At 71.1% G+C, this 19,212-nt stretch carries 14 protein-coding genes; 6 read left to right on the plus strand and 8 right to left on the minus strand.

Annotation, left to right across the window (positions count from 1 at the left end):
• Nucleotides 1–126: 126 nt before the first annotated feature.
• Nucleotides 127–1,155, minus strand: a complete 1,029-nt coding sequence (purM, locus tag ACFSKW_RS11805) for a phosphoribosylformylglycinamidine cyclo-ligase (protein WP_379572188.1) — start codon at nucleotides 1,153–1,155, stop codon at nucleotides 127–129.
• Nucleotides 1,152–2,591, minus strand: coding sequence for an amidophosphoribosyltransferase (purF, locus tag ACFSKW_RS11810; protein ID WP_379572190.1), 1,440 nt, complete (start codon nucleotides 2,589–2,591; stop codon nucleotides 1,152–1,154). Before purF ends, purM begins: the two co-directional genes overlap by 4 nt.
• A gap of 1,078 nt (nucleotides 2,592–3,669) precedes the next feature.
• Here purF and ACFSKW_RS11815 point away from each other — a divergent pair.
• Nucleotides 3,670–6,036 (plus strand): DUF4190 domain-containing protein, encoded by a 2,367-nt coding sequence (locus ACFSKW_RS11815; RefSeq protein ID WP_379572192.1) that lies wholly within the window; start codon nucleotides 3,670–3,672, stop codon nucleotides 6,034–6,036.
• Here the strand turns inward: ACFSKW_RS11815 and ACFSKW_RS11820 are convergent.
• On the minus strand, nucleotides 6,033–6,470 hold the full coding sequence (locus ACFSKW_RS11820; protein WP_379572193.1) for a sterol carrier family protein: 438 nt from the start codon (nucleotides 6,468–6,470) through the stop codon (nucleotides 6,033–6,035). The genes ACFSKW_RS11815 and ACFSKW_RS11820 overlap by 4 nt on opposite strands.
• 127 nt (nucleotides 6,471–6,597) lie before the next feature.
• On the opposite strand from ACFSKW_RS11820, the gene ACFSKW_RS11825 reads away from it, so the two are divergent.
• Nucleotides 6,598–8,646: a PhoX family protein gene (locus ACFSKW_RS11825; RefSeq protein WP_379572194.1), complete on the plus strand. Its 2,049-nt coding sequence runs from the start codon at nucleotides 6,598–6,600 to the stop codon at nucleotides 8,644–8,646.
• A 118-nt stretch (nucleotides 8,647–8,764) separates the two neighbouring features.
• Nucleotides 8,765–10,639 (plus strand): ABC transporter ATP-binding protein, encoded by a 1,875-nt coding sequence (locus ACFSKW_RS11830; RefSeq protein WP_379572196.1) that lies wholly within the window; start codon nucleotides 8,765–8,767, stop codon nucleotides 10,637–10,639.
• On the opposite strand, the gene ACFSKW_RS11835 is transcribed toward ACFSKW_RS11830, so the two are convergent.
• On the minus strand, nucleotides 10,609–11,955 hold the full coding sequence (locus ACFSKW_RS11835; RefSeq protein WP_379572198.1) for an MFS transporter: 1,347 nt from the start codon (nucleotides 11,953–11,955) through the stop codon (nucleotides 10,609–10,611). The genes ACFSKW_RS11830 and ACFSKW_RS11835 overlap by 31 nt on opposite strands.
• A gap of 72 nt (nucleotides 11,956–12,027) precedes the next feature.
• On the opposite strand from ACFSKW_RS11835, the gene ACFSKW_RS11840 reads away from it, so the two are divergent.
• Both ACFSKW_RS11840 and ACFSKW_RS11845 read left to right on the plus strand, forming a co-directional pair.
• Nucleotides 12,028–12,681 carry a TetR/AcrR family transcriptional regulator gene (locus ACFSKW_RS11840; protein ID WP_379572259.1) on the plus strand — a complete coding sequence of 218 codons (654 nt, stop codon included), beginning with the start codon at nucleotides 12,028–12,030 and terminating at the stop codon, nucleotides 12,679–12,681.
• Nucleotides 12,682–12,691: 10 nt separating this feature from the next.
• On the plus strand, nucleotides 12,692–13,438 hold the full coding sequence (locus ACFSKW_RS11845; RefSeq protein ID WP_379572199.1) for a methylenetetrahydrofolate reductase: 747 nt from the start codon (nucleotides 12,692–12,694) through the stop codon (nucleotides 13,436–13,438).
• Between the two features lie 15 nt (nucleotides 13,439–13,453).
• Here the strand turns inward: ACFSKW_RS11845 and ACFSKW_RS11850 are convergent, their stop codons facing one another.
• From ACFSKW_RS11850 to ACFSKW_RS11865, 4 genes are all read right to left on the minus strand, one after another.
• Complete coding sequence (locus tag ACFSKW_RS11850) at nucleotides 13,454–13,867, minus strand: VOC family protein (RefSeq protein ID WP_379572201.1); 414 nt, start codon at nucleotides 13,865–13,867, stop codon at nucleotides 13,454–13,456.
• 26 nt (nucleotides 13,868–13,893) lie between these two features.
• Nucleotides 13,894–15,333, minus strand: coding sequence for an MFS transporter (locus tag ACFSKW_RS11855; RefSeq protein WP_379572203.1), 1,440 nt, complete (start codon nucleotides 15,331–15,333; stop codon nucleotides 13,894–13,896).
• 67 nt (nucleotides 15,334–15,400) lie between these two features.
• The gene (locus ACFSKW_RS11860; RefSeq protein WP_379572205.1) at nucleotides 15,401–16,063 is read right to left on the minus strand and encodes a Crp/Fnr family transcriptional regulator; all 663 of its coding nucleotides are present in this window, start codon (nucleotides 16,061–16,063) and stop codon (nucleotides 15,401–15,403) included.
• The gene (locus ACFSKW_RS11865) at nucleotides 16,060–18,060 is read right to left on the minus strand and encodes an adenylate/guanylate cyclase domain-containing protein (protein ID WP_379572207.1); all 2,001 of its coding nucleotides are present in this window, start codon (nucleotides 18,058–18,060) and stop codon (nucleotides 16,060–16,062) included. Before ACFSKW_RS11865 ends, ACFSKW_RS11860 begins: the two co-directional genes overlap by 4 nt.
• Nucleotides 18,061–18,264: 204 nt before the next feature.
• Here ACFSKW_RS11865 and ACFSKW_RS11870 point away from each other — a divergent pair, with 204 nt between their 5' ends.
• Complete coding sequence (locus ACFSKW_RS11870) at nucleotides 18,265–19,197, plus strand: collagen-like domain-containing protein (protein WP_379572209.1); 933 nt, start codon at nucleotides 18,265–18,267, stop codon at nucleotides 19,195–19,197.
• Nucleotides 19,198–19,212 lie beyond the last annotated feature (15 nt).

Consider the following 19,212-nt stretch of genomic DNA (forward strand, 5'->3'; position numbering starts at 1 on the left):
GTTGTCGCGGTGAGCCCCGCGGGTGACCCACCCGTGGGGCACTTCCGCGTTTCCGCACTTTTCCCGAAGGCACACACGGCGGCGGTCCCTTCCGAAGCCAGGCTTCGGAAGGACCGCGCCCGCGAGCTAGCGGTAGCGCGCCTGGCCTGTGCCGCCCGCCACGACCTCGCCCAGCACCCACGACTCGAGCCCTCGCGCCGCGAGCAGCTCGATCGCAGGGTCGGCCACCTCGGCGGGGACGATCGCCGCCATGCCGACACCCAGGTTGAACGTGCGGTCCATCGCCTGCCGCTCGATCCCGCCGTGCCCGGCGAGCACGCCGAAAACGGCGGGAACCGTCCACGACGAGCGGTCGAGCAGCGCGTCGAGGTGCGGGGGAAGCGACCTCGACAGGTTGCCCTCGATGCCGCCGCCGGTGATATGCGCGTAGGCGTGCACCTCGAGCGCGCGGGCCAGCTCCAGGCAGTCGAGCGAGTAGATCCTCGTCGGCTCCAGCAACTCCTCGCCCAGCGGCCGGCCGAACTCGGGCACCTCGGTGTCGAGGGACAGCCCCGCCTGCTTGATGACGTGCCGTACCAGCGAATAGCCGTTGGAGTGGACGCCCGACGAGGCCAGGCCGAGCACCACGTCGCCCTCACGCACCCGGTCGGGGCCGAGCATCGCGTCGGCCTCGACGACGCCCGTGCCGGCGCCCGCCAGGTCGTACTCGTCGGCGCCCATCGCGCCCGGATGCTCCGCGGTCTCGCCGCCGACCAGGGCCGCGCCCGCCAGCCTGCAGCCCTCGGCCACGCCGCCGACGATCTCGGCGATCCGCTCGGGCACGACCTTGCCGCAGGCGATGTAGTCGGTCATGAACAGCGGCTCGGCGCCGCACACCACCAGGTCGTCGAGCACCATGCCGACCAGGTCGACGCCGATCGTGTCGTGCTTGCCGTACTGCTGGGCGAGCATGACCTTGGTGCCGACGCCGTCGGTCGAGGTCGCCAGCAGCGGCCGCTTGTAGCGCAGCAGCGCCGAGGCGTCGAACAGCCCGGCGAACCCGCTGGCGTCGTCGACCACCTCCGGCCGGCGCGAGCGGGCGACCTTGTCCTTCATCAGCTCGACGGCGCGCTCGCCCGCCTCGATGTCGACGCCTGCGGCCTCGTAGGTGCTCACTTGGGCGAACTCTCCAGTACGTACTTGCCGACGTTGTCCTGGTCGATCGGGATGGGGTACGAGCCGTCGAAGCACGCCCTGCACAGGCGCCCGGCGGGGATCGTGGTCGCCTTGGTCAGGCCCTCGAGCGAGATGTAGCCGAGCGAGTCGGCGCCGAGCGACTGGCGGATCTCCTCCACGCTGAGCGAGCCCGCGATGAGCTCGGCACGCGTGGCGAAGTCGATGCCGTAGAAGCAGGGCCAGGCGACCGGCGGCGAGGAGATGCGCACGTGCACCTCGCGCGCGCCCGCCTCACGCAGCATGCGGACGATCTGCCGCTGCGTGTTGCCGCGCACGATCGAGTCGTCCACGACGACCAGGCGCTTGCCCGCGACGACTTCCTTGAGCGGGTTGAGCTTCAGGCGGATGCCCAGCTGGCGGATGGTCTGCGACGGCTGGATGAACGTCCTGCCGACGTAGGAGTTCTTCACCAGGCCCTGGCCGTACGGGATGCCGCTCTCCTCGGCGTAGCCGACGGCGGCGGGCGTGCCCGACTCGGGGGTCGGGATGACCAGGTCCGCCTCGACCGGGTGCTCGCGGGCCAGGATCCTGCCCACCTCCACCCTCGTCGTCTGGACGCCGCGGCCCGCGATCGTGGTGTCGGGGCGGGCGAGGTAGACGTACTCGAACAGGCAGCCCTTCGGGTCGGCCAGGGCGAACCTGCGCGAGCGCACGCCGCCCTCGTCGATCGTCAGCAGTTCGCCGGGCTCGACCTCGCGCACGAACGTCGCGCCCACGATGTCGAGGGCGGCGGTCTCCGAGGCCACGACCCAGCCGCGCTCCAGGCGGCCGAGCACCAGCGGGCGGATGCCCTGCGGGTCACGGGCGGCGTAGAGCGTCTTCTCGTCCATGAAGACCAGCGAGTAGGCGCCCTTGACCTGCGGGAGCAGCTCGGCCGCGGCGTCCTCGATGGAGCGGGTGCGGTCCTGGGCCAGCAGGTTGGTGAGCACCTCGGTGTCGGTGGTCGCCCTGGTCACGCCTGGGGCCAGGCGCTCGGCCAGCTCGGGGGTGTTGATCAGGTTGCCGTTGTGGGCGAGGGCCAGACCACCCACCTCGGTCGAGCTCAGCGTGGGCTGCGCGTTCTCCCACACGCTCGAACCGGTCGTGGAGTAGCGGCAGTGGCCGATCGCGAGATGCCCGCGGAGCGTGCCGAGCACCGACTCGTCGAAGACCTGGGCCACCAGGCCCATGTCCTTGTAGATGAGGATGCGGCTGCCTTCGCTGACCGCGATGCCCGCGGACTCTTGCCCGCGGTGCTGCAACGCGTACAGCCCGTAGTAGGTGAGTTTGGAGACTTCTTCGCCTGGCGCCCAGACTCCGAAGACGCCACAGGCGTCCTTCGGTGCGCGGTCACGGGGGTCCAGGTCATGGCCCAGCAGGCCGTCGCCCTTCAGCACGTGGTTCAGTTTAGGTCGGCTGCGACGCTGCTCGCACACCAGGGGCCCTGATCACATCAGTTGACGTGTTCGTCCCGTATTGGAACGTTCTCCGATGATCTCTCTGCTGTGACCGCACCAACCCCATCTCGTCCGCCGCGTCCCCCCATTGGCGGGTCCTGGATTCCACCGCGTCCTCGGGTCTGTCGCGTTCCCGGGTCTGCCGCGTCCTCGGGTCTGTCGCGTCCTGGGGTTCGCCGCGCCCTGGGCTCCATCGCCTCCCGGGGTCCGCCGCGTCCCTCCGTTGGCGCGTCCCCAATTCCACCGCGTCCTCGGGCCCGTCGCGTCCTCGGGCCCGTCGCGTCCTCGGGCCCGTCGCGTCCTCGGGCCCGTCGCGTCCTCGGGTCTGTCGCCTCCTGGGGTTTGCCGCGTCCTGGGCTACATCGCCTCCGGGGTCCGTCGCGTCCTCGGGTTCGGAGGCGCACGGGTCCGTCGCGTCCTTGGGTCCGCGAGGCGCTCGGGTCTGTCGCGTTCTCGGGTCCGCGAGGCGCCTGGGGTCGCCGGGTCCGTCAGGACCGCGGGGTGCGCGGGTCTGCGGAGTCCCGGGCCGTCGGGATCCCGGCTTCGCAGGGTGTTCGGGTTCGTGAGGTCCAGGCAGAGGTCCGGGCATCAGAACTCGGGTTCACGGGGGTGAGGTGCCCGGGCATCAGAACTCGGGTTCACGGGATGTTCGGCTCCGTGAGGTGCCCGGGCAGCAGGATTCGGGTTCACTGGGTGTTCGGGTTCGTGAGGTGCGGGCATCAGGACTCGGGTCGGCTGGGTGTCCGGGTCGGGTGGGTTCTGTGGGTCCTCGGGTCGGCTGGTTCGGCTGGTCCCCCCGGAGGTGCGGCCGGGTTTCGCCGTAAGTGAAACGGTTGTTCGCTCCTGGCACGCAGGAGCCGGGGCAAGGCTCGCTCCGGCCGTTGCACATCCGCTCTGGGCGCTTGGCGCACTGTGACCCAAGGATCGCCACTCTTTTGCCGTGTCGCACCGTTTCGACGGGGTGTTCCGGGGGAGTGTGGAGTTCCGGCATGCCGACACGTCGGGGGAGACGTAGACCGTGACCACACCTGGAGACCCCAACCACCCTCGGCCGGGCCAGAGCCCGCGAGGCGGCGAGCCCACGGGCGATCCGACCGAGCCCAGCGCCGAGCGCAAGCCATCCGAGCCGGAGGCGGCTCCATGGCCTGACGAGGCGTCCACGACGCCGCACGGGGAGCCGATCGCGCCCGAGCCGCCCGCTTCCTCGGGGGAGGAGCCCACCAGGTGGGGCGGGCCGTACGAGCGTGAGTCCGACGTGCCCGTCTGGCCGACACCTGAGACGCCGAAGCCCTCCACACAGGGTTCGGAGGAGTCGAGCGGGGCGCACTCCACATGGTCCGAGGCAGAGGCGTCCCCGTCATGGTCGTCCGAGGAGTCGGAGTGGCCTTCCACGGCGTCGTCCGCGGAGTCCGCATGGGGCACGAGTGGCCCGGGCGAGCCGTACGGCACGCCGAGGCCTGCCGAGCAGTCCGCGTGGTCGGGTGGAGGGCCGGGAGACCAGTCGGAGTGGCCCGACCTGACCGAGCCCTCGTCGCCGGAACGGTCCCGGTCGTCGGGCAGCTACGAGCCGTCGGAATGGTCCGAGTCGTCGGCCCGATACGAGTGGTCGGAACGGTCCGAGCCGCCGGGGCAGCCTACGTCACCAGGTGGATACGAGTCGCCGGGGCGGCCTGCGTCGTCGGGTGGATACGAGTCGCCGGAGCAGCCTGCGTCCTTCGGGAGGTATGAGTCGCCCGGCGGGTACGAGTCGCCGGGGCAGCCGGCGTCGCCCGGGGGTCATGGGTCGCCGGAGCGCTCCTGGGGAGAGGGCTCCTGGGGTGGGTACGAGCGGGCGGAGCAGCCTGCCGAGCCTGAGCGGCCGATCCAGCCTGAGCCGCCGATCGAGCCGGGGCAGCCGGTCCCGCCTGAGCCGCCGTTCGTCCCCGAGCCGCCGATCTCCCCGGAGCCGCCGATCTCGCCAGAGCCCCCGATCGTGCCCGAGCCGCCTTCCGCTCCGGTGCAGCCGGACGTTCCCGAGCCGCCTGCCACTCCTGAGCCCGGCCACCCCGACCTGCCGTCCGCGCCCGAGGTGCCCTCGCCGAGCCAGGGCCGGCGGTCTCCCGCCGGAGGAGACGCCGACGCCGACCGTACGCAGGTGTTCACCGAGTGGGGCAGGCCGGAGCCCGGCTATCAGGTGCCAGGCTCGACGCCCACCTATCCCGGCTGGGCGGAGGACGACCAGACCCGCGAGATGACGCCGCCCTCAGGCCCTTCCAGGTACGACCCGCCGACCCCGTCCACTCCTCCGTACGGCCAGCCTGCGTATCCGGACTCGGCCGACACGAACCCGAGCCACCTGTCCGGCGCGTCGCCGTACGAGGGAGGCCCGAAGGAGTACCCCAGAGACCTTCCCGGCCTCGGTGGCGCCGCCGCAGGAGCGTTCGCCGCGGGCGGTCGGGGCGAGCCCGACCCGTCGACTCCCGGCGTCTCACCCTCCAGTCCGTACGGCGGAGCCCCAGGCACGGGGACCACGCCCTACAGCACGTCCCGTGAGCAGACCCCGCCGAGCGGCTCCCTTTACGGCGCGGGCCGGCAGGGCGGCGGCGCCTACGGAGGCCCCCAGCAGGGCGCCAGCCCGTACGGCGGCCCCCGGACCGGCGGCAGCCCACAGGGAGGGCTTCCCGGGCAGGGAGCCGGCCTGGGCGGCGCCGAGACACCAGGCGGCGGGCCCTACGGGACCGGCGCGTTCGCCGGCGAATCCCCCGGCACTCCGGGAACCCCCGAGCGCCCAGGCACACCGGGCATGCCGGGCTCTCCAGGCGCTTCGGGCGTCCCCGGCGCTCCCGGCAGCGGCGGCCACGAAGGCGGGACCCCAGGCGCCCCAGGAGGCGGCCCGTATGGCGGCGTTCCCGGCAGCCCCTACGGAGGGGGCCAGGGCAGCGGCCCCTACGGCAGCGGCGCCCAGGGCACCACACCCGAGGGAACGGCGCCCGGCGCCTTCGAGACGCCCCCGCCGTACGCCGCCCCCGCCGGGGGAGCCGTCTACGCGCCTCCGCCCGGCGGCGCGGCCCCGTACCAGGGCGCCGGCTGGCGTCCCGCCAAGCCGGGCAACGGGCTGGCCACCGCTTCGCTGGTCCTGGGCATCGCGAGCCTGTTCCTGCTGCTGGTGTGCTTCACGGGTGTGATCACCGCGCTCGTCGGCCTCGTTCTGGGCGTGATCGCCCTGTCCAAGGGCGGCAGCAAGGGCAGGGCGTGGGTCGGCATCGGTCTCAGCGTGCTCACGCTGGTCCTGGCGGTGGGCGCGGCCATCTGGGTCTCCAACTACTTCGCGGAGTGCTCAGGCCTGCCGCAGCAGCTGGCCGAGCAGTGCGTGGAGAGCAAGATCCCGTGGCTCAACCGCAACTAGACCGGTAGATGGCCGGACAGGTCGGCACGGGCGCCGCTCGCGTGAACGGCGCCCTTCGCCATCGCCTCCGACCAGGTGATGCGGCCGACCGCGAGTTGGAGCCAGGTGCGCGGGTCGGTCTCGATGACGTTCGGCGGGGTGCCGCGCGTGTGCCGCGGTCCCTCCACGCACTGCACGGCCGCGTACGGCGGGACCCGGACCTCGACCGTCCGCCCGGGCGCCTTCTCCACCAGCCGGTCGAGCAGATGCCGTACGGCGAAGCGCCCGGCCTCCCGCTCCGGCTTCAGCCCCTTGTCGTAGGCGGCCATGACGGCCGCGACGCACGCGTCCACCAGAGCGGACGCGGGCCCGTCGAACGGCGGCTCGTCGAGCGCGACCAGCTGCGCGTCGAGCGCGGATCTGAGCTTCTCCTGGTCTATTTTGCGTGGCGCCATCCTCCTATTCTCTCCCGGGTACTCTCCCGGGAAGGGTTCATCGGAGAGGCGGCCTTCGTTCACCTCAGGTTTCAGCGGTCGCCGTAGCGTCCCGGCGGAACGACCGCGTATTTGATCTGGAGGACCCGTGTCGAACCTGGGCAGGCTGCTGCCGCTGCTCTCGACCCCGCACAAGAGCGGTCGAAGCGCCCTCACGTGCCAGTTCCGTTGCGGCAACGCCTGCGCGCACGAAGTGGCCAACACCAGTGACAACACCTATTTCGGTGACATCGCCGCACAGGCCCTGTCACGTCGTGGCGTTCTGCGCGCGGGTGGGGTGGGAGCCCTCGGAGCGCTGGTCGTGGGCGCGGGAGCCGTACCGGCCTTCGCCGACCCCGAGGCGCTCGGACAGCAGGGCGAGTACGGGCACGGCCGCGGGTCCCTGACCTTCAGCCCTGTGGCGCCCAACACCCTTGACGCGGTGACCGTCCCCGAGGGCTACGCCTCGGCGGTCGTGGTGCGCTGGGGTGACCCGGTGCTGCCGGACGCTCCCGCGTTCGACTTCGACAACCAGACGGCTGACGCGCAGAACAAGCAGTTCGGCTACAACTGCGACTTCGTGACGATGTTCCCGATGGGCCGTGACCGCGCCCTGCTGTGGGTCAACCACGAGTACACCGACGAGAACCTCATGTTCCGCGGCTACTCGGGCGGTGCCACCGCCACCGAGGAGCAGATCAAGATCGCGCTGGCCGCGCACGGCGGCTCCGTCGTGGAGATCGAGCGGGTGCGCGACACGGGCCAGTGGGAGCTGGTCACGCGTGGTCGCCGCCGCTACAACAGGCGCATCACCGCGCAGACGCCGATGCGGTTCAGCGGGCCCGTCGCGGGCGACGACCTGCTGAAGACGGCCGCCGACGCGGACGGCACCAAGCCGATCGGCATGCTGAACAACTGCGCGGGCGGCACCACCCCCTGGGGGACCGTGCTGACCGCCGAGGAGAACTTCGACCAGTACTTCGTCAACGGCGACAAGAACGACCCGAAGATCGCCCGCTACACCATCCCGACCAGCGCCGCCTCCAGCAGCCGCAGGTTCGACCGGGTCGAGGAGCGCTTCGACCTGGCCAAGCACCCGCACGAGGCCAACCGTTTCGGATGGATCGTCGAGATCGACCCGTTCGACCCCGACTCGACCCCGGTGAAGCGCACCGCGCTCGGCCGCTTCAAGCACGAGGCCGCCAACACCACCCTGACCAAGGACGGCCGTCTCGCGGTCTACATGGGTGACGACTCGCGCTTCGAGTACATCTACAAGTTCGTCTCCAAGCAGCGCTACATCCCCGGATACGACCGGCACAACCGCACGCTCCTGGACGAGGGCACCCTCTACGTCGCCAAGTTCACCGGCGACAGCCCCGCCACGGAGATCGACGGCTCCGGCAAGCTGCCCGCCGACGGCGTCTTCGACGGCTCGGGCCAGTGGATCCCGCTGGTGAGCGGCACGAAGAGCTTCGTGGACGGTATGACGGCGGCCGAGGTGCTGGTCTTCACCCGCGTCGCGGCCGACAAGGTCGGGGCCACCAAGATGGACAGGCCCGAGGACATCGAGCGCAACCCGGTCAACAAGGCCGTCTACGTGGCGCTCACCAACAACACCAACAGGACCGCCGCGCAGGTGGACGAGGCCAACCCGCGCCCCTCCAACAAGCACGGCCACGTGCTGGAGATCGTGGAGCGTCGCGACGACGCGGGGTCGACGGCCTTCGCCTGGTCGATCCCGCTGGTTTGCGGCGACCCGAAGGACGCGACGACCTACTTCGCCGGGTTCGACAAGACGAAGGTCTCGCCGATCTCCTGCCCGGACAACCTGGCGTTCGACAAGGACGGCAACCTGTGGATCTCCACCGACGGCAACGCGCTGAAGGCGAACGACGGGCTGTTCGTCATGCCGGTGCAGGGGCGGGAGCGCGGGTACGTCCGCCAGTTCCTGACCGTTCCCGTCGGGGCCGAGACGTGCGGTCCGCTGGTGACCCAGGACCAGCGCAGCGTGTTCGTCGCGGTGCAGCACCCCGGTGAGCTCGACGGCGCCACGCCGGAGGCCCCGGCCAGCCGCTGGCCCGACGGCGGCGCCTCGCAGCCGCGGCCGTCGGTGGCGGTGACGTGGCACACGCGCGGCAAGAAGATCGGCTCCTAGCCGGCACTTCCTCAGCCCGTGACCTTCCACGGTCACGGGCTGAGGCCCTTCATGGGCGATCCCCGTGCGGGCAGAACCGCTTGACCTCAAGTTAACTTGAGCCCCTACGGTCGTCCCCATGGACATGGAAGTCACCGCCTGGAACCAGCTCTACGGCGCCATGAACGCCCGGCAAGAGCGGCGCCCCTTCTCGATGGCCACCCTCCGCAGGATCGGCGGCTTCGCCCGTCCCCACAGGACCCGACTCGCCCAGTTCCTCGCCCTCAGCCTCGTCATGGCCGCCCTCGCCGTGGCCGCCCCCGTCCTCGCCGGCAGGGTCGTCGACGCGATCGTCAAGGCGCAGCCCCTCGACGTGGTCGTCCGGCTGGCCGTCCTCATCGCGGGCCTGGCGGTGGCCGAGGCCGGTCTCGGCCTGCTCACCCGCTTCCTTTCCGCCAGCATCGGCGAGGGGCTCATCCTCGACCTGCGCACCGCCGTGTTCGACCACGTGCAGCGCATGCCGGTCGCCTTCTTCACCCGCACCCGCACGGGCGCCCTCGTCTCGCGGCTCAACAACGACGTGATCGGCGCCCAGCGCGCCTTCACCGACATCGTCTCCAGCGTCGCGGGCAACGTCGTCACCCTGGTGCTGACCCTCATCGTGATGATCGGCATCTCCTGGCAGATCACCCTGCTCGCGCTGCTGCTCCTGCCGGTCTTCGTGGTGCCGGCCAGGCGCATGGGCGGCCGGATCGCCAGGCTGCGGCGCGAGGCGGCCGACCACAACGCCGCCATGGGCACCCAGATGACCGAGCGGTTCTCCGCTCCTGGCGCGACGCTGGTCAAGCTGTTCGGCCGCCCTGCCGGCGAGTCGGCCGAGTTCGCCGGCCGGGCCCGCAGGGTGCGCGACATCGGCGTCCGCACCGCCATGACCCAGTCGCTGTTCGTCACGGCCCTGACCCTCGTCTCGGCGCTCGCCCTGGCCCTGGTGTACGGCCTGGGCGGCTTCTACGCCCTCGCCGGCCGGCTGGACCCCGGCTCGGTCGTCGCGCTCGCCCTGCTGCTGACCAGGCTCTACTCCCCGCTGACCGCGCTGGCCAGCGCCCGGGTGGACGTGATGAGCGCGCTGGTCAGCTTCGAGCGCGTCTTCGAGGTGCTCGACCTGGAGCCGCTGATCAAGGAGAAGGCTGACGCCCGCGAGGTGCCGGAGGGCCCGGTGTCGGTGGAGTTCGACGCCGTCCGCTTCGCCTACCCCTCGGCTGACAAGGTGTCGCTCGCCTCACTGGAGGAGGTCGCCGCGCTCGACTCCCGCGGCGGGGTCGAGGTGCTGCGCGGGATCTCCTTCCGGGCCGAGCCGGGCCAGATGGTCGCTCTCGTCGGATCGTCGGGCGCGGGCAAGTCCACGATCGCCCAGCTGCTGCCCAGGCTCTACGACGTGGACGAGGGCGCCGTACGGCTGGGCGGGGTGGACGTCCGCGACCTGACGGCCGACTCCATCAGGGACACGCTCGGCATGGTCACTCAGGACGGGCACCTGTTCCACGACTCGATCAGGGCGAACCTGCTGCTGGCCCGTCCCGAGGCCACCGAGGACGAGATCTGGGACGCGCTGCGCAGAGCACGGCTCGCCGAGCTCATCGAGTCGCTGCCGGACGGGCTGGACACCGTGGTCGGCGAGCGCGGCTACCGGCTGTCCGGCGGCGAGCGGCAGCGGCTCACCATCGCCCGCCTGCTGCTGGCCCGTCCCAGGGTGGTGATCCTCGACGAGGCGACCGCCCACCTCGACTCGACCTCCGAGGCGGCGGTGCAGGAGGCACTCGGCGAGGCCCTGGACGGCAGGACCGCGATCGTGATCGCGCACCGTCTGTCGACCGTCCGCGCGGCCGACCTCATCCTGGTGGTCGAGGACGGCCGGGTGGTGGAGCGGGGGACGCACGCCACGCTGCTGGCCGAGGACGGCAGGTACGCGGAGCTGCACAGGACTCAGTTCGACGCGCCGGCCATCGCGGCCTGAGCCGTACGGCGCAGTGAGTAGAGGCTGACGGGGATGCCCACGGCCACGATGACCGCGGCGATCACCAGCGTGGACTGGTAGGCGGCGAGGAAGGAGGTCTCGGCCTGCCTGGCGTTGAGGATGGCGCCCAGGACGGTGATGCCGAGCAGGCCGAACACCTCGCGGGAGACGTTCAGGACGCCGGACGCCACACCCGCCCGCCCCGAGGGCAGAGCGCCGAGGATCATCGTGGTCAGCGGGACCAGCATGCCGCCGCCCAGGCCGTACAGCAGGAACCAGGGGAGGACGTCGAGGTAGCCGCCGCCGGCGCCGACGAACGAGATGCCGAGCACGGACGTCGCCATCAGCCCCAGGCCGAGGGCGACGGTGCGGCCGTTGCCGAGCAGGCGGGCCAGGCGCTGGGCCTGGATCGCGACCGCGGCCATGAGCAGGGCCATCGGGACGAACGCGGCGCCGGCTTCGACGGGGGAGAAGCCCAGCGAGTTCTGGAGCCAGAGGGCGCTGAAGAAGTAGATGCCGAACACGCCGAACGACCACAGGCCCATCGCGAGCGTCCCGCCGGTGAACACGCGGTTCCTGAAGAGGCTCAGGTCGATCATCGGCTCGGCGGACCTGGTCTCGACGAGGGCGAAGGCGACGGCGGAGCCGACGGTGACGGCGGCGAGCGGGAGCGTCCATCCCTCGATGAGGGCGTAGGTCAGGGCGAAGAGCGCCACGGCGGAGGTGCCCAGCCCGGGCAGGTCCAGCCTGCGCCGCACCCGCTCGGCGTCCGGCTTGATCGCCCACACGGCCAGCGCGAACGTGGCCACGCCGATGGGCGCGTTGATCAGGTAGATCCAGCCCCAGTCCAGGTGCTCGCTGATGAAGCCGCCGGCCGCGGGGCCGAGCGCCATCGACAGCGCGCCTGACGCGGTCCAGATGCCGACCGCGGTCCCGCGCTCGCGGGGGTCGCGGAAAGTCGCCGAGATGAGCGCCAGCGCGGTCGGCGTGAGGAGGGCGGCGCCCACGCCCTGCACGGCCCGGGCGGCGATCAGCGTGCCGCCGTCGGCCGCCAGCCCCGCGCCGATCGAGGCGAGCGTGAAGACGGCGAGCCCGCTCAGGAACGTCCTGCGCCTGCCGAGCACGTCGGCCAGCCGGCCGCCGACCAGCATGAGCCCGGCGAACACCAGCATGTACCCGGTCGCCACCCACTCCAGGCCCGACAGCGTCAGTCCGAGATCTCGCTGGATCGTCGGGAGGGCGACGTTGACGATGTTGTTATCGAGATATGTCGTGAAGCTGCCGAGTGTCACCGCGGCCAGGGCCCACCATCTCATCGCACTGCCTCCTATACGCCGTACTTGTACGACGTATAGTTGAACTTGTACGTCGTATAGTTGTCAACCGTGATGGGAAAACTGACCGCCGAGGCGATCGTCGACAAGGCGCTCGAGATCGGCGACACCGAAGGGCTCGACGCGGTGACCATCAGGCGTCTCGCCGCCGACCTCGGGGTGACGCCGATGGCGCTGTACTGGCACTTCAAGAACAAAGAGCAGCTCATGGTCGGCATGGCCGACCATCTGATCGCCGGGTTCGCCCCCCAGGCGGCCGACGAGCGTCCGTGGCAGGAGCAGCTACACGACCTCGTCCTCGGACTGATCAGGGTCCTGCGCCGCTACCCGTGCGCGAAGACCCTGCTGGAGCAGATCGACCAGACCGCCGTGCCGCACTTCCTCGCCGTCTGGGACCGCGCTCTCGGCCTCGCCCACTCGGCCGGGTTCAGTCACGAGGAAAGCTGCGTGATCACCAAGTACCTGCTGCAGAGCGCCATCGCCATCGCCGACGCGCCCGTCCACTTCAGGCCTGGCCGTACGCCGGAGGAGGTCGCCGAGCTGGTCAGGGTCAAGAGGCTGTCCCTGCAGACGCTGCCCGCCGAGAAGTACCCGAACCTGGTGGCGATGGCCCGCCCCATGGTGGAGGGCATCAGCGAGGAGTTCTACGACAGCTTCGGCGTGGATCTCGTGCTCGGCGGCATCGCCGCGCTCGCCGCCCGTCGATAGGCTGCGGGGCATGACGTTCCAGCTGGTCTGCGAGATCGAACCGCCCACCAAGCCCGACCTCACGCACGTCCGGCACCAGATCGGCACCCTGGGCAAGCTCGCCCATTCCTTCCTCATCCCCGACAACCACATCGGCAGGGCGACGGTCTCCAGCGTCGCCGTCGCGCACGAGGTCCAGGCGATGGGCGGGCGGAGCATCGCCTGCCTCAACTCCCGCGACCGCAACCTGCTCGGCCTGCGCCGCGATCTGCTCACCGCGGCCGCCTACGGCGTGGACCGGTTCCTCTTCGTGTTCGGCGACAAGCCGACGAGCGGCAACAGGACCAGCGACCTGACGGTCCGTTCGATGATCGAGGAGGCGAGGGAGTTCTCGCCGTCCTTCCGCGTGGGCGCGGCCGCGGGGCTGCGGCCGCTTCCCGTGTGGAAGCGCGCCGCCGACTTCCTCTTCGTCCAGGTCAGCTTCTCCCTCGACGCGCTGCTCAGATGGCGCGAGGCCAACCCCGTCGACGTGCCCGTCTACGCCGGGGTGATGGTGCTGGCCAGCCAGGCCCACGCCGAGCGGCTGGCGGCGGCCATCCCCGACATCGACATCCCCTCCGAGCTGGTGGAACGGCTGGGCGGAGACCGTATGGCGGGTGTGGAGGCGGCCTGCGAGCAGGTTCTGCGCATCCGCGACTCCGGAGCCTTCGACGGTGTCCACCTGATCCCCGTCACCCGCTACCGCGACGTCGAGTCCCGCCTCCACGCCGCCCTCTGACGCCCCGGCGGCCGGTCAGTCCCAGCGGCGGGCGTTGCCGGCGTGGATCCCCTGATCCTTGATCACGCAGAACGGCAGCCCCGCCGGATCCCGCATCACCCACCACTGCGGGGCCTGCCGTACGCGGGTCGCGCCCAGCCCTTCCAGGCGCGAGACCTCGGCCTCCAGATCGTCGGTGTGGAAGTCGAGGTGCACCCGGGGCTCTCCGTCGCCCAGCCGCTGCACCAGGAGCCCGAACTCCTGGCCGGGCAGCATGCCGCCGTGGTACTCGGGGTTCTGGGGAATGCCGGGCAGGTCGTGACCCGTCGCGCCTCGCCAGAACGCCAGCTCCTCGTCGTGGTCGTGCGCGGGCACGTCGATCACGGCCAGGTGCAACCTGCTGTGGTGCGCCATCTGCCCCTCTTCCCGTCTGCTGGGCGGGTCGTTCACGTCCTCGCCACGTTCTCCACCGCCGATCATCGTACGGCGCGCGGGCTCCGGGCCAGCGCGGCGAACAGGCCGCCCGCCAGCGCCACGCCGAACAGCACGCCGTACGTCAGCCGGAAGCCCGCCATCAGCTGCTCCACCGCCACCGGTGACAGCCTCGACAGCGTCCCCGCGTACACCTGCGCGCGCAGAGCGGGGGAGACCGCGCTGGTCAGGACGCTCAGCGACAGGCCCACGCTGATCACGATGCCGACATTCATGACCATCAGCCTGAAGCCGTTGACGACCCCCAGGCTCCCCGCCGGCAGGGCGCTCATCACCTGCGTGGTGTTGCCGGTCAGGAACGTGCCGCTGCCGCATCCGGCCAGGAAGAGCCCCACCCCGATGATCCAGTACGGCGTGCCCGCGCGCGCCGCCGCCATCAGGACCGCCAGCCCCGCCGCGCTGAACAGCGACCCCCCGATCGACAGCGCGTACGGCGAGACCCGACGCCCCAGCGCGCCCGCGATGGGCGAGGCGAGCGCCATCCCGACCGGTACGGGCAGCACGCTCAGGCCCGCCGTGAACGCGTCGACACCACGAGCAGCCTGGAAGTGCAGCGCGACCACGAGGATCAGCGCCGCCCTGGCCAGCGCGTTGCAGAACGAGGCCAGGTTGGCCCAGACCAGCATCCGGCCGCCGAACAGCCGCAGGTCGAGCACCGGATGTGAGGCCCGCCGTTCGACCAGGAGGACGAGCGGTGCCAGGACGGCGGCGACCACACCGCCCACGATCACCACGGGACCGCCGTTGCCGATCTCGGACAGCGCCAGCAGGAACGCGGTGAGCGCGGCGAAGATGAGCAGGTTGCCGAGGGCGTCGACGGGCTCGCGGGGGCCCCTCGGCATCCTGCGCAACGTGAACGCCCCCCAGAGCAGGGCGACCACTCCCGCGGGGACGTTCACCCAGAAGATCCACTGCCAGCCCGCCGCCTCCGCGATCAGGCCGCCGACGGTGGGTCCCGCGAGCTGCGCGATCGAGAGGGTGCCGATGTAGACGCCCATGCCCTGGCTGAGCCGGTCCGGAGGGAAGGCGTCGGTGATGATGACGGTCCCGTTGGCCAGGATCATCGCCGAGCCGATCGCCTGCAGGACCCGCATCGCGACCAGGAACCACACGTCGGGCGCGAGGCCCGCGAGGAGCGAGGCGACGGTGAAGAGGGCGAAGCCGGCCAGGTAGACCTCCCGCCGGCCGAGCAGGTCGGCGACCCTGCCGAAGAAGACGAGACTGGCGGTGTTGACGAGCAGGAAGGACAGGAGGATCCAGCTCGACTCGAAGGGGGTGGCGTGGAAGTGGCGGACGACGGCGGGCAGGGCGACGTTGAGGGTGCTGCCGGCGATCCCGATCAGCACCAGGCCGAGGCTGGTCACCGAGCAGACGCGCCAGGCGTAGCGGAGCCGGAGAGTGTAGTCGGGGGAGACGGCGACCATGCCTCCCACTATGACGTACGACGTACGTCCGTTTTATCCGGCCCGTAGGAATCCGGCCGAGTGTCGTTCAGCGGGCCCGTTTGCGCAGGCCCTCCAGGTCGTGGACCATCACCCGGCGTCGCCCCGTCTCGATCAGCCCCCGGTCCCGCAACGTCCGCAGCGCCTTGCTCACCGCCTCCCGCGAGGCGCCCGTCCACCCCGCCAGCTCGTCCTGCGACAGCGGCAGCGACACCCGCAGGCCCGAGTTCGTCGGCTCGCCGTACCGTTCGGCCAGCTCCACCAGCCGCGTCGCCACCCGGCCCGTCGTGTCGAACGCCCCGTACTCGATCCGCTTCCTGTCGGAGTCCCTCAGCCGCTCCGTGACCAGCTGCAGCAGCAGCACCGCCACCCGCCCGTGGGCCCGCAGGAACCCGGCGAAGTCACGGACCACCACCCCTCCGACGGGCTCCAGCGCCGTGACGGTCGCCGACCGGGCAGAGCCGTCGATGGCCGACATCTCGCCCAGCAGCCCTCCGGGACCGCGCACCGCCAGCACCACCTCCGTCCCTCCGCTGGTGTGCGAGGACACCTTGACCCGCCCGTCGAGCAGGAGCAGCACCCAGTCGGAGGTGTCGCCTTCGGTCATCACCACCTCGCCACGCTCCCAGCGCCTCGGCCGTCCCGCGGCCTTCAGGGCCTGGATCTCGTCTGGCGTGAGCATGGACAGGAACTCTCCGGCCTCTGCGGTCATGACCTGATTATGCGGGGCAACGCGGTCAACACGTATGCCTCCACCTCCTGCGCCTTGCCCTTCAGCCGCAGCGCGCCGAGCGGCGTGGCCGAGACGTCGTCGCCGAGCTGGGCGAGCGTGGTGGAGCCGATCACCACCGTGCCGGGCTCGGCCATGCTCTCCAGCCTGGCCGCCACGTTCACGGCGTCGCCCATCGCGTTGAAACCGCGCAGCTCAGGACTGCCGATGTTGCCGACGAGCGCCATGCCGGTGTTGATGCCGACCCTGAAGGTGGGCCACCCGTCGGCGGCGACCTCCATGGCCGCGTCCTGCATCGCCAGCGCGGCCCTGCACGCGGCGAGCGCGTGGTCGGCCTGGGTGGCGGGCGCGTTGAAGAGTGCGAGCAGCGCGTCACCCACGAACTGCACGATCGTGCCGCCGTTGTCGAGGATGCAGGGCACGGCGGCGGTGTGGTACCTGTTCAGCATCTCGACGATCTCGCCCGGCGTGACCCGCTCGGAGAACGTGGTGAACCCCTTGAGGTCGGCGAACAGCGCGGTCAGCTCGCGCAGCTCGCCGCCGAGCGCGGCCTGCCCCGGGTCGGCCAGCAGGCGGTTGGCGACGTCGGGCGACATGTACTGCCGGAAGAGGGTGTCCAGCTCGGCGTAGAGGCGGGCGTTCTCCAGCGAGATCGACAGCTGGCTGGCGAGGGTCGAGGCCAGGGCCTCGTCCTGCGCGGTACGGCCGAGCGGGACCTCCAGCGCCCCGGCCAGATGGCCCTTCACGGTGAGCGGGTAGGTGATGAGCCCGTCACGCCTGATGGGCGTGGTGCCGCTGAAGACGTACTCGCGCGAGCCGATGCTCACCTTGCCGTCGGCGACCAGGCCGATGCGGACGTCGCCGTAGGCCCGCCGTACCCGCTCCAGAGCGCTGGTCAGCAGGTCGGATTCGGCCAGCCGTACCCTCGTCTGGGTGCCCACGTCGACGAGCGCGGCGAGGCGCTCGGACAGCTCGCGCTCGCTGGCCAGCGCCTCGCCCGCCCGGTCGAGCACCGCCGCCTGCCCCTCGGTGAGCTGGAAGCGCCCCGCCAGCCGTACGGCGGGCAGTTTCGTGCCCTTGCGGACGTGCTCGACCAGCTCCTCCAGCGCCTGCTCGTACTGCGCCTGGATCCTGACGACGGTGGCCGACAGCGCCACCGAGTCGAACAGGCCCGCGCTCGACCCCTCGCGTCTGAACTGCAGGTAGGCGCTGTAGGCGACGAAGACGAAGGCCAGCGTCAGCAGGATGTGCCACTCCCACCACGACAGGTGCCAGTTCAGCTGGGACATGCCCGCGACCATGGCCTCGGCCAGCAGCGCGTAGGCGGTGAGCAGGCTCACCAGGATCGCGGAACGCCGCCTGCGGTGCAGGAGGAACATCATGATGGCGGCCGAGACGAACAGCACCAGACCGGGCACGGAGAACCAGCCGAACCACGGGATGGGCAGTGTCTCGGGCGGGCTGCTCAGCGGGGTCAGCCCGGGGACCAGCGAGGTGATGCCCCACACCACCATGATGCCCAGCAGGAGGGACCTGATCAGGCCCTGCGCCGCGAGCACCGACCTGGCCTGCCGCTCGCCGAGCGGGAACGCCGAGGCGAACGCGAAGACCGCCGCCATCGTCAGCCCGACCTGCTGGCCGATGTCGAAGCCGAGCGAGGGGGCCCCGAGGATGATCCGAGGCGTCGCCAGGCCGTGCAGGAAGAAGAAGCCGGCGCTGCTCAGGAACACCATCGAGACCAGGAACAGCCGCGCGTCCTCCCGCTTGCGCGCCGCCTCGCTGATCATCAGGCCGAGCACGACGTTGATGCCGGCGACGACGAGGATCATCCAGAAGTGGCTGGGATTGTGCTGCCACCTCACGTTGATCCCACCAGGGTCGGCGAGCAGCAGCCACAGGCCCAGCAGCGGCAGGACCAGATGGATCGCCCACACCACCGCTCTGACGGGCTGGGTGGCGGGCGGGAGGTAGGTGTTCACGGACGATTATCCCCACGCCCGGGTGAAAACCAATGCGTCGATTTACGGGTCCGCTCCCCTCGTGGAGCTGACGGGCCGTCAAACCAATATGTCACCCTCTGTTTCGTAACATACACGTTATGTGGTGACGTAATCCATTGGAACGGTTGAAGCGTGAACCTCATGCGCAACATACGCACCATCTGTTCCTCTGGAAGGAAAGCCGTGGCAATCAAGGTTCGCGGTGGGCGCGCGCTCACCCTCGCCACCGTCGGGGCGCTGACCGCTTCGCTGTTCACCATCGGCGGCGTCGCCACCGCGTCGTCGGCGGCCAACGAGGTGCACGCCTGCGTGCACAAGAAGACGCGCTACGCCCGCATCGTCAACCCGTCGACCCCGTGCAGGAAGACGGAGGAGAGGGTGCTGATCGGCGGCTCGACCACCAACGGCCTCGCCGGCACCCGCGAGCAGGGCCCCCAGGGTCCCGCGGGCCCCAAGGGCGCCGACGGCAAGCCGGGCGTCCAGGGCCCCGCCGGCCCGAAGGGCGTCGACGGCAAGCCGGGCATCCAGGGCCCGCAGGGCGACCAGGGCCCGAAGGGCGAGACCGGTCCCCAGGGCCCCGCCGGCAAGAACGGCATCGACGGCAAGGACGGCAAGGACGGCGTCGACGGCAAGCCCGGCATTCAGGGTCCGAAGGGTGACGACGGCAAGCCCGGCGTCCAGGGTCCGAAGGGTGACACGGGCCCCGCCGGTCCGCAGGGCAGGCCCGGAGAGAACGGCAAGCCGGGCGAGAAGGGTCAGACCGGGGCGACGGGTCCGCAGGGCCCCGCGGGCCCCCAGGGTCCGAAGGGTGACAAGGGCGACGCGGGCGGCATCAAGTCGGTCGTCGTCGTCACCGACACCTTCAGCGGCAAGTCCGGCTCGGTGTCCTGCCCGTCCGGCGCGGTCGCCACGGGCGGCGGTTTCTCCGGCGTCAACGGCACCGTCACGGCCAGCGCCCCGACGGGCTCCCCCACCCCGACGGGCTGGAAGGTCGAGCTGAGCGGCTACCACGACCTCGACAGCTCCTCCCAGGGCGCGGACAACAAGACCACCGCCACCACCCAGACGAACGGTGGCGGCAAGGGCGGCACGGTCTACGTGATCTGCGCCAAGTAGGAACGCCGCAGGGGC

The sequence above is a fragment of the Nonomuraea mangrovi genome, assembly GCF_042681425.1.
Taxonomy (GTDB): Bacteria; Actinomycetota; Actinomycetes; order Streptosporangiales; family Streptosporangiaceae; genus Nonomuraea; species Nonomuraea mangrovi.